The organism is Rhizobium sp. CFBP 8762 (genome assembly GCF_014841565.1).
Lineage (GTDB): Bacteria > Pseudomonadota > Alphaproteobacteria > Rhizobiales > Rhizobiaceae > CFBP-8762.
Genome location: NZ_JACYUD010000001.1, coordinates 284,138 through 296,433, shown reverse-complemented (window position 1 = coordinate 296,433; position 12,296 = coordinate 284,138). Strand labels below are relative to the sequence as shown.

12 protein-coding genes and 1 pseudogene are annotated in these 12,296 nt (G+C 58.2%); 8 read left to right on the top strand and 5 right to left on the bottom strand.

Annotated features, from left to right (window positions below; genetic code table 11):
* The first annotated feature begins 175 nt into the window (after positions 1–175).
* Complete coding sequence (locus IFT84_RS01355) at positions 176–838, top strand: ZinT family metal-binding protein (protein WP_192116843.1); 663 nt, start codon at positions 176–178, stop codon at positions 836–838.
* Between the two features lie 103 nt (positions 839–941).
* On the opposite strand, the gene IFT84_RS01350 is transcribed toward IFT84_RS01355, so the two are convergent.
* Entirely contained in the window at positions 942–1,157 is a 216-nt protein-coding gene (locus IFT84_RS01350; protein WP_192116842.1) for a hypothetical protein, read from the bottom strand.
* Between the two features lie 493 nt (positions 1,158–1,650).
* The gene (locus IFT84_RS01345) at positions 1,651–1,905 is read right to left on the bottom strand and encodes a hypothetical protein (protein WP_192116841.1); all 255 of its coding nucleotides are present in this window, start codon (positions 1,903–1,905) and stop codon (positions 1,651–1,653) included.
* Between the two features lie 392 nt (positions 1,906–2,297).
* On the opposite strand from IFT84_RS01345, the pseudogene ccmI reads away from it, so the two are divergent.
* The 4 genes and pseudogenes from ccmI to IFT84_RS01325 form a co-directional block, all read left to right on the top strand.
* Positions 2,298–3,410 (top strand): annotated as a pseudogene (gene ccmI, locus IFT84_RS01340) (c-type cytochrome biogenesis protein CcmI); the annotation flags it as partial.
* A gap of 332 nt (positions 3,411–3,742) precedes the next feature.
* Positions 3,743–4,267, top strand: a complete 525-nt coding sequence (gene ccmE, locus IFT84_RS01335; RefSeq protein ID WP_192116839.1) for a cytochrome c maturation protein CcmE — start codon at positions 3,743–3,745, stop codon at positions 4,265–4,267.
* A complete protein-coding gene (locus IFT84_RS01330) occupies positions 4,264–6,255 on the top strand; it encodes a heme lyase CcmF/NrfE family subunit (RefSeq protein ID WP_192116838.1) in 1,992 nt (663 codons plus the stop codon). Before ccmE ends, IFT84_RS01330 begins: the two co-directional genes overlap by 4 nt.
* Positions 6,252–6,722 (top strand): cytochrome c-type biogenesis protein, encoded by a 471-nt coding sequence (locus tag IFT84_RS01325; protein WP_192116837.1) that lies wholly within the window; start codon positions 6,252–6,254, stop codon positions 6,720–6,722. Before IFT84_RS01330 ends, IFT84_RS01325 begins: the two co-directional genes overlap by 4 nt.
* A 290-nt stretch (positions 6,723–7,012) precedes the next feature.
* Here IFT84_RS01325 and IFT84_RS01320 read toward each other — a convergent pair whose 3' ends face one another.
* Positions 7,013–7,324, bottom strand: coding sequence for a hypothetical protein (locus tag IFT84_RS01320; RefSeq protein WP_192116836.1), 312 nt, complete (start codon positions 7,322–7,324; stop codon positions 7,013–7,015).
* Positions 7,325–7,582: 258 nt separating this feature from the next.
* Between IFT84_RS01320 and IFT84_RS01315 the strand changes: the two genes are divergently transcribed.
* The 3 genes from IFT84_RS01315 (at position 7,583) to IFT84_RS01305 (ending at position 11,464) form a co-directional block, all read left to right on the top strand.
* A complete protein-coding gene (locus tag IFT84_RS01315; protein WP_192116835.1) occupies positions 7,583–9,178 on the top strand; it encodes a Do family serine endopeptidase in 1,596 nt (531 codons plus the stop codon).
* A gap of 184 nt (positions 9,179–9,362) precedes the next feature.
* Positions 9,363–10,049: a response regulator transcription factor gene (locus IFT84_RS01310; protein ID WP_274603584.1), complete on the top strand. Its 687-nt coding sequence runs from the start codon at positions 9,363–9,365 to the stop codon at positions 10,047–10,049.
* A 5-nt stretch (positions 10,050–10,054) separates the two neighbouring features.
* Positions 10,055–11,464: a sensor histidine kinase gene (locus IFT84_RS01305; protein WP_192116833.1), complete on the top strand. Its 1,410-nt coding sequence runs from the start codon at positions 10,055–10,057 to the stop codon at positions 11,462–11,464.
* A gap of 31 nt (positions 11,465–11,495) precedes the next feature.
* Here IFT84_RS01305 and IFT84_RS01300 read toward each other — a convergent pair whose 3' ends face one another.
* Together IFT84_RS01300 and IFT84_RS01295 are read right to left on the bottom strand one after the other, a co-directional pair.
* Positions 11,496–11,789 carry a type II toxin-antitoxin system RelE/ParE family toxin gene (locus tag IFT84_RS01300; RefSeq protein ID WP_192116832.1) on the bottom strand — a complete coding sequence of 98 codons (294 nt, stop codon included), beginning with the start codon at positions 11,787–11,789 and terminating at the stop codon, positions 11,496–11,498.
* Positions 11,786–12,013 carry a hypothetical protein gene (locus tag IFT84_RS01295; protein WP_192116831.1) on the bottom strand — a complete coding sequence of 76 codons (228 nt, stop codon included), beginning with the start codon at positions 12,011–12,013 and terminating at the stop codon, positions 11,786–11,788. Before IFT84_RS01295 ends, IFT84_RS01300 begins: the two co-directional genes overlap by 4 nt.
* Positions 12,014–12,296: the final 283 nt, after the last annotated feature.

Below are 12,296 nucleotides of genomic sequence, written 5' to 3'. Positions count from 1 at the left end.
ACTGCTGCGGAGATAACACAGACTTCGAAACTTAGCAGGACGCGCAGCCAGTGCGGGGTGATTGCAAGTGCTCCGCGCGTGGCTTGCATCCTTCGACAAAAAACGCTAGGTCCAGATTGTTACGGTATTACATTACAGTAATTAAGATGGATAGTATTTTGCGAGGGATCACTGAATGAACACGCTGAGCAAAACGCTTGGATTTGGCGTTGCCGTGTCTTGCGTTCTGGCATTTGCGGGGAGTGCCAACGCAGGCACCGCATCGGACCAGAAAGGCAGCATTTCGCACACACAGACGGCCGCGGAAACGAAAACGGCTTCTGACGCGAAGAAAGATGACATCCGGGACCGCGCGCTATCGGACTGGGCGGGCGTCTGGCAATCGGTCTATCCTTATCTGATGGATGGAACGCTGGAGCCGGTTATGGCGAAAAAGGCGACAAAGGGTGACAAGAGCGCGGCTGAGTATCGGGCATACTATGAGGCTGGCTACAAGACCGATGTGAACCGGATCGACATCAACGGCCAGTATATCCGTTTTTTCCGGGGCAAGGACGTTGCTGCCGCTACCTATGACGCCGACGGATACGAAATCATCACGTATTCAAGCGGTGGATGGGGCGTTCGCTACATCTTCAAAAAGATACGCGGCGACAATGCAGCGCCGGGTTTCATCGCGTTCAGCGACCACACCACTGTGCCCAAGGTTTCCGATCATTATCATCTGTATTCCAGCAATGACCGGGCGACCTTGCTGAAGGAAATCGATAACTGGCCGACATACTATCCCGCAAGGCTGGACGCCAAGGGAATCGTTGAGGAAATGCTGGCGCATTGATCTCAAATTTACGTCTGGACAACACGTCACTACAAAAGATTAGAGCATTTTTGGTGAACAACGTGCTCGCCGAAAATGCTCTCAATGCGTTGATCTGAACGGATCAGATCGACGCATCCGGTCGATCCTCGCTGGTTTCAGCGGCTTGATGCTCGAGATCGCGTACCAGAAGCCTGCGTGGGGCCCTGATTTTTTCGACCATCAGGTCCCGGTTGAAAACCAGAATTTCGTCCGTGTCGTCTGTGCGGGCCGGGTAGATTGGGACGTTCACCGGTTTTTGAATGGCCTTGAGGCGCGACAGGCGGAAGCGCATGGCCATGCGGATCAACGCCAGAAGAAACAAAGGTGGGATGATCAGCCAGAGGGCTTTGATCCAGTCCGTGGATGACTGAAAGGTATCCAGCAGGTCCCTCCAAAAATTTTACTCGTTCATGGCGCAACTCCTCAAACTCCTGATTGTGTCGCATTGTCCGGACGTGAAAACGCAACCGTTTTCACTGGACATGCTTTTAAGGGGTTGGTCACCGGAGGTTTCCCTCTGGTGACCGGGGAGGTGAGAAGTCGTCCACAGGCGACCGCCCCGGCCTTTAAGCCAAAGCTCTGGACATACGCCGAAGCCTCCCCGGCCCTATAGAGGTCGAGGCGGTGCTATTACGGTCAAACACCGACCGCTGTGAAAGGGGTTCTCACACCCCGGGACCGATCATTTCACCGGTCCCGCACCATCTCTAGCGCATAAGGCTTCAAACGGGAATTGGTTCGGCCGAAAAATTTCAGCACTTGCGCATGAACGACGATTGGCTGTGTGGCTGCTACACCCAGGGCTGCGGCTCGGTTGGCGGTTGTTCCAGCAGCGGTGACGTGGGGCTTTTGTTGTTCTGCGCCGGTGCGGGATAGGCAGGCTCCGGCGTCGGTTCCGGTTTCCGGCTGGCGATTTTGTAGCACATGATCATCCCAATCAGCACCAGCAGAAACGTGGGCGGGATCACCAGCCAGAGGGCTTTTATCCAGTCTGATGAGGCGTGATATGCCGTTAGCAGGTCTTTCCACAGAACATACAAGTCCATTTCGCCGAACCCCTGAAAGAGAGACGGCCACCGAGGTTTCCCTCTGGTGACCGGGGAGTTCGTAAGCCGCACGCAGAGCGACCGCCTCGGCCTTTAAGCCAAAGCTCTGGACATACGCCGAGGCCTCCCCGGCCATAGAATGGACGAGGCGGTGCCTTTATAGGTCTATGACGACCACTACGTGCGGGGTTACGACGCCCCAGAACTGCTCAAATGACCAATTCCGCACCTTCTGTAGCCTATAAGCTTTCAAACCGGAATTGGTTCGAAACAAATTTGAGCAGTTGCGCACAGAAGCTTGGACGCTCGCAACTTGCGGCGAAACGCCTCAAATATTCTTGAGATGGGCTTTTGCTCTTGGATGTGCGGGCTGCTCAATGGTATTGAGCGGCATGTTGTTCTGGATCCTCGTTGCCATTTTAACAGCGGCTGTTGCCGTTTTCCTCCTTATGCCGCTGTGGACGCGCAGAGATGACGTGGCTGCGGGCGATGGCTATGACGCGGAAGTCTACCGCGATCAGTTGGCTGAACTGACCCGCGACCAGGCGGCAGGGATTATCAGTGAACCGGATGCGCAGGCCGCGCGCACGGAAGTTTCCAGACGTCTGTTGAAAGCCAGCGAGGATATGACGCCGAGGGTGCGTGGCGGCGGACGTGGATGGAACCGGGTGGCACAGGCACTGGTACTCATCTGTCTTCCCGCCATCGGGCTCTGTCTTTACTTGACGACAGGCAGCCCCGGTGTGCCGGCAGCGCCGCTGGCCGCCCGGCTGGCCGAGCCTGCGGGCACCGACATCAATATCATGATTGCGCGGGTGGAAAGCCATCTGGCGCAAAAGCCCGATGATGGAAAAGGCTGGGCTGTGCTGGCACCCATTTATATGCGCAATGGCCGCATGGAAGAGGCTGCGCGTGCCTACGCCAATGCTGGGCGGTTGCTGGGCGAAACACCGGAACAACTGGGCGGATTTGCCGAAGCGACTATCGCCGTGAACGATGGCATCGTGACCGGGGACGCCGTGCAGGCGCTGCAAAAAGCTCTTGTGATGGACCGGAACGATCCGCGCGCCCGGTACTTTCTGGCGCTGGCCCTGAAACAGGGTGGTGAGAGCGCGAAGGCAAGGGTGGCTTTCGACACTATTCTGGCATCGTCGCCTGCGGATGCGCCATGGGTTCCGCTGGTGAGGGAGCAACTGGCGGGGCTGGAAAGCGGACCGACGGTGGGCGCGGCGGCCAGCAAGACGGGGCCTGATCTGCAGGATGTAGCCGCAGCGCAAAGCCTTTCGACAACGGAGCGCAGCGATATGATCGCGGGCATGGTGGATGGGCTGGATGCCAAATTGCGCGCGCAGCCGGACGATATCGAGGGGTGGTTGCGGCTGGTGCGCTCCCGGCTTGTTCTGAATCAAAGAGGACAGGCGGTTGATGCGCTAGAACGGGGCTTGCAGGCCTTTCCAAACGACGGCGCGGAACGGCAGCAACTGAAAATGCTGGGTGTGGAACTGAAATTGACGCCAGCGGACCGGCAGGCCGATGGACGTCCAGACAATAGCGAGGAGCCGGCCATAGGCCCTGTACTGAATCCGGGCGTCGGTTTGGGAGTGCCGGGGTTGGCGGTTCCGGGTGTCGGGTCCCTATCAAATGCACAGGGGACAAATGGGCAGGGTATGGCGGTGCAAGACCAAATTATACACAGTCTGGGTTTGCAGGACGAGGGAAGCCGCACCATGGGTGTGAAGCCTATCGGCGTGCAGCGCTCGTCTGTTCCCCTGTTTGACCCCAGCAATGTCACGACCTTTGACGCGCAGGATGGCCTGTCGTCCGGGGGTACTGTCAATTGACCCGCAAGCAGAAGAAACTGACCTTGATCTGTTCGGGCGTCGCGTTTCTCGCGACGGCGGTTTTTCTGGTCATGTTCGCGTTCAGCCAGGCGGTTGCCTATTTCTATGTGCCGGGTGACCTGCAAAAGGTGAATGTGCCGCCTGAAACGCGCATACGGCTGGGCGGGCTGGTGGCGGAAGGCACGGTGAAGCGCGGCGAGGGTTCCACCGTTTCCTTTGGCGTCACGGACCATGTCGGCACAGTGAACGTAACCTATAAGGGCATTTTGCCAGACCTGTTTCGCGAGGGGCAGGGGGTGGTAACGGAAGGCAAATTCGTCGACGGCAGCGGGGTTTTCGTGGCCGATACGGTGCTGGCCAAGCATGACGAAACCTATATGCCCAAGGACGTGGCCGACCGCCTGAAAGAACAGGGCGTGTGGAAGGGGCAAGCTGACAAAGTGCAGGCTCAACACTTGCAGGGTGGGGACGCCCCAGCCGAGGAAGTCCGCGCCGAAACAGAACAGGGCGTAAGCCGATGATCATCGAGCTGGGACATTACGCGCTGGTGCTGGCGCTGGCGACCGGGCTGATCCAGTGTCTTGTGCCGCTGGTGGGTGCCATGCGCCACGATGCGGGCATGATGAAGGTGGGTTCGACCGCGGCGATTGCGACCTTTGCGCTGGTGGCATTCGCGTTTTTCGTGCTGACGACAGCCTATGTCGTCTCTGACTTTTCGGTCCAAAACGTTTGGGAAAACTCGCATTCGCTAAAACCGATGATTTACAAGATTTCCGGCGTGTGGGGAAACCATGAAGGCTCCATGCTGCTGTGGCTGCTGATCCTCACGTTCTTTTCCGCCCTTGTGGTGCTGTTCGGTGGCAACCTGCCCGATACGCTGAAGGCCAATGTGCTGGCGGTGCAGGCGCTGATTGCGGTTGCATTCAGCCTGTTCATTCTGCTGACATCCAACCCGTTTGCCCGGCTGATACCGGCACCGGCGGAGGGCAAGGACCTGAACCCGGTATTGCAGGATATCGGGCTGGCAATCCATCCGCCGCTTCTCTATCTCGGCTATGTTGGCTTTTCCGTGTGTTTCTCCTTTGCGGTGGCGGCGCTGATTGACGGGCGCATTGATGCCGCGTGGGCGCGCTGGGTGCGGCCGTGGACGCTGGCGGCGTGGACTTTTCTGACGGCGGGCATTTCCATGGGCTCGTACTGGGCCTATTATGAACTGGGCTGGGGCGGCTGGTGGTTCTGGGACCCGGTGGAAAATGCGTCCTTCATGCCGTGGCTGGCAGGCACCGCGCTGCTGCACTCAGCACTGGTAATGGAAAAGCGCAACGCACTGAAAATCTGGACCGTGCTTTTGGCGATCATGACGTTTTCGCTGTCTCTGCTCGGCACGTTTCTGGTGCGCTCCGGGGTGCTGACATCCGTGCATGCCTTTGCCACCGATCCGCGCCGGGGCGTGTTCATTCTGGCGATCCTCATCGTCTTTATCGGGGGCGCGTTCAGCCTGTTTGCGCTGCGTGCGACGCGGCTGAAGGCAGGCGGGTTGTTTGCGCCGATCTCGCGCGAGGGTGCGCTGGTCTTCAACAATCTCATCCTGACCACGGCGGCGGCGACAGTGCTGACCGGCACGCTGTATCCGCTGCTGCTGGAGGCGCTGACAAACGACAAGATCTCGGTCGGCGCGCCGTTCTTTAACATGACCTTCGGGCTGCTGATGATTCCCCTTTTGCTGGCGGTGCCGTTTGGCCCGCTGCTGGCGTGGAAGCGGGGGGATGTGCTGGCGGCGGGGCAGCGGTTGTTTGCGTCTGCTGCCATTGGCCTGCTGGTGGCGATGGGTGTGTATTATGCCCACAATGGCGGGCCAATTCTGGCCGCCTTGGGGATTGCGCTCGGTATCTACATGATTTTGGGCGCGCTCACCGATCTCTGGCTGCGCGCGGGCATCGGCAAGGTGGCGGGGGCCACGGCGTGGCGGCGTTTTGCGGGACTGCCGCGCTCGGTGTTTGGCACGGCGCTGGCACATCTTGGACTGGGGGTCACGCTGATCGGCATTGTGGCGGTAACGGCGTTTCAAAGCGAACATGTGGAGGCGATGAAGCCGGGGCAGATTGTCGAGGCGGGCGGCTATGGCCTGCGGTTTGACGGCATGCGCGAAGGACAGGGGCCAAACTATTCCGAAACCATCGCCCGATTCACCATTCTGCGCGGCGGCGTGATGCGCGAGACGGTCGAGTCCTCCAAACGGTTTTATAGTGTACGGCAGATGCCGACGACGGAAGCTGGTATCACGACATTTGGGGCAAGCCAGCTCTATGTGTCGCTGGGCGACCAGATGGACAATGGCGGTGTTGTCGTGCGGGTCTGGTGGAAACCCTTCATTCTCTTCATCTGGGGCGGCACACTCTTCATGATGGCCGGCGGGGTGGTGTCGCTGAGTGACCGCCGGTTGCGCGTGGGTGCGCCCGCGCGCAAACGCCGGGAACAGGCCCGGCTTGTGGCGGAGCCTGCGCAATGAGGTGGCTTGTCATTGCCGTCTTCGGGGCCTTCTTCGGGCTGTTTTTGACCTGCGGATCGGCATGGGCGGTCAACCCGGATGAGGTTTTGTCCGATGCGAACCTTGAGGCGCGGGCGCGGGCTCTTTCCGCGCAATTTCGCTGCATGGTGTGCCAGAACCAGTCCATCGATGATTCCAACGCAGAACTGGCGCGCGACCTGCGCGTGCTGGTGCGCGAGCGGCTGGTCAACGGCGATAGCGACGAGGCGGTGGTAAACTATGTGGTGTCACGCTACGGAGAATTCGTGCTGCTGAAACCCCGGTTTGAGGGGAAGACCCTTATTCTGTGGGGTACACCGATCCTGCTGCTGGCAGGCGGTGCCGTGGCCATGGCGGTCTATGCCGTGCGGCGGCGTGTGCGACATGAGCCGGACCCGCTGAGTGCAGAGGAGCAGGAAAAGCTGGAGCGGATTTTGCGGGAATCCTAAAGCATGTCGCGCAAAAGTGCGAAGCGGTTTTGCGAAACCGGTATGCGATAAAACAAGAGCTTAAAGCGTGTAGAGCGAATCTGAAAGATTGCGACACGCTTTAAGCCCACTGAATGCCTTTCCCGTGATTCAATCGCTCCCACAAAGGCTTTCACAGGGTGAGCGATGCTCGCAATATGCTACTTCTGACAGTTTGTGGCTTAGAGAGCCGTCTGATTGAAACAAAACGGCGCTCTAAGTCTGTACTCTTAAACCATATGCTTCTCGATCCTCACTTCGCTCGAGTCGGATTAATTATCCGGTTCCATCAGTTTGATACCGTTGCGGCGGCAGAACCATATACACAGCGGTATCTCCATGAAAAACATAGTTAAAAATGAAAACCAGAACCAATTGGTGGAGAAAAGCACGAGCGCAAACGCTTGCTCTGTCCCCCAGAACAGCCCACCAGCCACAAGCAAGCTAAGGCTTGTGAGTACGATGTCGTTTGCTGCAATTTTATTCAACGTTAAATCGTGCAGCGATGGGTAAATGCCAAAATACGCGATGACTACAATCACGGCGTTGATGATAAGAAGCTGGAACTCCGGGGCCAAAGCCATGAAAACCTCAATCAACATAAATTAAACAATTATAATATATGCAGATTACGTCCATTGTCTACGGGAACAGGTTCGGCTAGCTGTCATATTACCAAAATTTCATGTGGCGGACAGAGACCTGTAAGGTGGACTGCCCTATCTCTTGCTCAACGGTTGGCAACAACCCGAGCGACGCAGTTGAAACGCTGGCCGCGATAGAGATATTCACGACTGTGCCGGATGATAGCGTCAGGCAGTCGCACCCGAAAGGCAAAACGAATGGTACCGAACAGATCTTTCCGTCCTTCCCTCAGAACCGTTTTGAAGACATCAACGGTCGCAGGTCTTGCCGCCGTCATGCTGTCGACCGGTATTCCTGCGCAGATCATGCAGTCCTTTGCCGCGCCCGTCACCGTTGAGGCACCGCAGGTGCCGAGCTTTGCGACGGTTGTAGATGCGGTTTCGCCCGCCGTTGTTTCGGTGCGCGTTCAGTCACGGGAGAAGACCTCCGATCAGGCGGACAATGGCTTCGGCTTCGAGTTCGGTGGTCGCGGGTTTGATGATCTGCCCGACAATCACCCGTTGAAGCGCTTCTTCAAGGAATTTGGCCCGCAGGGTGAAGGACGGGGCGAAGGGCGGGGTGATGACCGCGCCGAGCGCGGCCGCCCGGACCGTGGTCCGCACAGTGAGCGCCGCGAAGGACGTCTGCGTCCGACTTCGCAGGGCTCCGGCTTCTTTATCTCCGAAGACGGCTACATCGTGACCAACAATCATGTGGTTTCCGATGGCGCGGCCTTCACCGTTATCATGAACGATGGTGCGGAACTGGATGCGAAACTCGTGGGCAAGGACACCCGCACAGACCTCGCCGTTCTGAAAGTAGACGACAAGGACAAACGCAAATTCACCTATGTCAGCTTTGCCGATGACAGCAAGGTGCGCGTGGGCGACTGGGTGGTGGCCGTCGGCAACCCCTTCGGTCTTGGTGGCACGGTAACATCCGGCATTATCTCGGCCCGCGGTCGTGATATCGGCTCCGGTCCCTATGACGATTACCTGCAGGTGGACGCGGCTGTGAACCGGGGCAATTCGGGTGGCCCAACTTTCAACTTGAGCGGAGAAGTGGTCGGCATTAACACGGCAATCTTCTCGCCATCGGGCGGCAATGTGGGTATCGCCTTTGCCATTCCATCCACCGTTGCCAAGGATGTGGTTGAAGACCTGATCAAGGACGGCTCCGTATCGCGTGGCTGGCTGGGCGTGCAGATTCAGCCTGTGACGAAGGATATTGCGGAATCGCTTGGTCTGGCCGATGCCAGCGGCGCGCTGGTGGTGGAGCCACAAGCGGGCTCGCCGGGTGAGAAAGCTGGAATCAAGCAGGGCGATGTGGTGACGGCGCTGAATGGCGAGCCGGTGAAGGATCCCAAGGACCTGGCACGGCGGGTCGCCAACCTCCGCCCCGGCTCCACGGCGGATGTGACACTGTGGCGCAATGGCAAATCGGAAGGCGTGAAGCTGGAAATCGGTGCATTGCCCGATGACAAGAAGGCCACCGACAACACCGAGACAGCGCCCGACACTGCCGACAAGCCTGCCAGCGAGCAGGCCATGGAAGAACTGGGCTTCAGCGTCTCTCCTGCGGAAAACGGCAAGGGCGTGACGATCTCGTCCGTCGATCCGGACTCCGACGCCAGCGACAAGGGACTGAAGGAGGGCGATACGATTGTATCGGTCAACAACCAGACCGTGAAGTCGGCCGCTGATATCCAGTCCGTGCTGGACAAGGCCCAGAAGGAAGGGCGCACCAAGGCACTGTTCCAGGTACAGGCTGAAAATGGCATCCGCTTCGTGGCGCTGCCGATCAAGGGTAGCTGATGCAATGAGAGCGCCGGGCATTCTTACGAATGCACGGTGCTCTCACTTTTTGATGTTACGCATCGGCTTTGCGAAAATCGACCGGGATTTTCGAGCCAATGCTTTGCACCACCCGGCACATCGTGTGGTGCCGTTTTTCTATGATGGAAGACAGAGCCAGTTGTGAGCGTACGGGTCCCGCGTTATGGTCGACGACATGAAGATTTTAATCATTGAAGACGATGTGGAAGCCGCCGCCTATCTGACAAAAGCGTTTCGTGAGGCAGGTATCGTCAGCGACCATGCCAGCGATGGTGAAGGCGGTCTCTTCATGGCCAGCGAAAACAGCTATGACGTGCTGGTGGTGGACCGGATGCTGCCGCGTCGCGATGGGCTATCCGTCATTTCCGAATTGAGAGCCAAGGGCGTGCACACCCCGGTGCTGATCCTGTCGGCGCTGGGCCAGGTGGATGACCGGGTAACGGGCCTGCGCGCGGGTGGGGATGACTACCTGCCCAAACCCTATGCCTTCAGCGAGCTTCTGGCGCGGGTGGAGGTGCTTGGCCGCCGCAAGGGCGCGCCGGAGCAGGACATGGTGTACCGCGTGGGCGATTTGGAACTGGACCGGCTGTCGCATTCCGTGCGCCGGCAAGGCCGGGAAATCCTGTTGCAGCCGCGGGAATTCCGCCTGCTGGAATATCTTATGAAGAATGCTGGACAGGTGGTCACGCGCACCATGCTGCTGGAGCATGTGTGGGACTACCACTTCGATCCACAGACCAATGTGATCGACGTGCACGTATCGCGCCTGCGCGGCAAGATCGAAAAAGATTTCGACCAGCCGCTGCTGCGCACCGTGCGCGGGGCCGGTTACATGATGAAAAGCGACTGATACCAATGCGGCGCTTGAAGGTTCTGCTGAGAACAACGGCGGTGCGGCTGTCGCTGCTGTATGTTCTGCTGTTTGCGCTGTGCGCCGGGTTTCTGGTGTTTTACGTCACGTCCATGTCGGAAAGCCTGCTGGAGCAGCAGACGCAGGATGCGGTGAGCGCGGAAGTGGCGCAAATCGAGCAGGTGTTCAACCGCTCCGGAATCAACGGACTGGTCAAAACGCTGGAGCGGCGGGCGCGCCAGCCGGGCGCAAATCTGTATGTCATTGCCAGCCCCAGCGGCGATATTCTGGCGGGCAATGTTGCCTCGCTGGCCCCCGGTGTATTTGATCATGAGGGCTGGATTTCCGAGCCTTTCCCCTATCAACGCTATGCGGAGGAAGATACCAAGCGTCCCCATGTGGCGCTTGCCAATGTGCTGGTGCTCTCCAACGGTTTGCGTGTGCTGGTGGGGCGCGATCTGGCAGAGCCGGAAAAATTCCGCATTCTGGTGCGCCAATCGCTGATGGTGGCGCTGGGTGTAATGGGGCTGGGCGCGCTGGTTATCTGGTACGCCATTGGCCGCAATGCGCTGCGCCGCATCGATAGAATGTCGGATGCCAGCACCAAGATCATGGCGGGCGATTTGTCACAACGTTTGCCAGCCAGTGGCACGGGCGATGAGTTTGACCGAATGTCGGAATCGCTGAATGCCATGCTGGAGCGGATCGAAAAGCTGAACGAAGGGCTGAGGCAGGTTTCGGACAACATCGCCCACGACCTGAAAACGCCGCTGACACGGCTGCGCAACAAGGCAGAAGCAGCGCTCAGCGGAGAGGACACGGATGGCGCTTACCGCGCGTCGCTGGAAGACATTATCGGCGATACGGACCAGTTGATCCGCACATTCAATGCGTTGCTGATGATTTCGCGTGTGGAAGCGGGCTCGGCGGTTGCCGAAATGCAGGAAGTGGATCTGACGCAGATCACGCTGGATTGCGTGGACCTGTACGAGCCCGTTGCAGACGATGAGGGCCTGCATTTGAGTGCTGGCGATCTTGCACCGGGCGTGCGTGTGCAGGGCAACCGCGAACTGATCAGCCAGGCGCTGGGCAATCTCATCGACAATGCCATTAAATATGCGGGTGACGGTGACAGACCAACGGTCCATGTAACACTGGAAAGCCGTGAGAACACGGCGGTGCTGACGCTGACCGATAACGGGCCGGGCATACCTGCTGACAAGCGGGGCGATGTGGTTAAGCGTTTTTACCGACTGGATGAAAGCCGCAGCAAGCCCGGAACGGGCTTGGGCCTTTCGCTGGTGGAAGCGGTGATGGAACTGCACCACGGACGGCTGGAACTGGCCGATGGCGAGCCACAAGAGGGCGCGGCGAGGGGGCTGGCGGTGAGAATGGTGTTTCCGCTGGCGGGGTAAAACCCTTCAACGTCGGGAACCCCAAAAATTGTCAGAGAGGTATGCGGATGTTCACGGGCTTGCGGGCCGTATGGCGGAAGCGTTGCACGACAATTTCATCATCGCCAACGAAGTAATCGATATGAAAAGGATACGGGGTCAGGTAGGCTCGCCGAACACCGGAGATCGGCGTCCGCCGACCGGATTGCGGATACATCTGCAAACGTGCAAGAGTTTTGCGCAGTTGACGTTCTACCTTGGCCGCACCTTGCGGCGACTGATCTGCTATATATTCCAGTGCCGTTTCAATCTGCTGCAAAGCGCGCTTTTGAAAGCGCAGCTTCACAGTCGATACTTCGAGAAGACTGCTTGCACTTCGGCATCTGTCGCAAATTCCCCGCGTTCCATTTCAGCCTGCGCTTCAAGGAGGTCAGCTTCTTCTTCCGGTGTCAGCTCCATTAAAGGGTCGTCGTCGTTTGCATAGGCCAGTATCATGCGGGCGATTTCGTCCTGCATTTCCGCCGGAAGGGTACTGGCGGTCTTTACCGCTTGTTCAAAAAGCTCGGTCATGTGAATTAATATACACGTTATATTATGTGCGCAAAGTATATTCTTGATTTGGACCGCTGGCACAGCTGCGTACATCCCGGTCGGATACGTCGGTATCGGCAGGTGAACATAGCAGCCTCAACGTTATTTCCCAGCAATCGAAGCCATGCGGTGCGTCTGTATACATTTTTGGCTCGCCGAATGATGCGGGTGAGCCACGGCTTTTAGCGGACGTCATCAGTTGCCTATAAAGGTTCCATGCGCAAATGCTGAAATTTTTATCCGAACCAATTCCCGTTTGAAA

What these genes read in the sequence shown, in the direction of transcription:
- IFT84_RS01345 (WP_192116841.1), bottom strand. Translation starts at nt 1,905, where the DNA reads ATGGACTTGTATGTTCTGTGGAAAGACCTGCTAACGGCATATCACGCC.
- IFT84_RS01310 (WP_274603584.1), top strand. Translation starts at nt 9,363, where the DNA reads ATGGTCGACGACATGAAGATTTTAATCATTGAAGACGATGTGGAAGCC.
- IFT84_RS01325 (WP_192116837.1), top strand. Translation starts at nt 6,252, where the DNA reads ATGAGGTGGCTTGTCATTGCCGTCTTCGGGGCCTTCTTCGGGCTGTTT.
- IFT84_RS01315 (WP_192116835.1), top strand. Translation starts at nt 7,583, where the DNA reads ATGGTACCGAACAGATCTTTCCGTCCTTCCCTCAGAACCGTTTTGAAG.
- IFT84_RS01330 (WP_192116838.1), top strand. Translation starts at nt 4,264, where the DNA reads ATGATCATCGAGCTGGGACATTACGCGCTGGTGCTGGCGCTGGCGACC.
- IFT84_RS01350 (WP_192116842.1), bottom strand. Translation starts at nt 1,157, where the DNA reads ATGGCCATGCGCTTCCGCCTGTCGCGCCTCAAGGCCATTCAAAAACCG.
- IFT84_RS01320 (WP_192116836.1), bottom strand. Translation starts at nt 7,324, where the DNA reads ATGGCTTTGGCCCCGGAGTTCCAGCTTCTTATCATCAACGCCGTGATT.
- IFT84_RS01295 (WP_192116831.1), bottom strand. Translation starts at nt 12,013, where the DNA reads ATGACCGAGCTTTTTGAACAAGCGGTAAAGACCGCCAGTACCCTTCCG.
- IFT84_RS01305 (WP_192116833.1), top strand. Translation starts at nt 10,055, where the DNA reads ATGCGGCGCTTGAAGGTTCTGCTGAGAACAACGGCGGTGCGGCTGTCG.
- IFT84_RS01355 (WP_192116843.1), top strand. Translation starts at nt 176, where the DNA reads ATGAACACGCTGAGCAAAACGCTTGGATTTGGCGTTGCCGTGTCTTGC.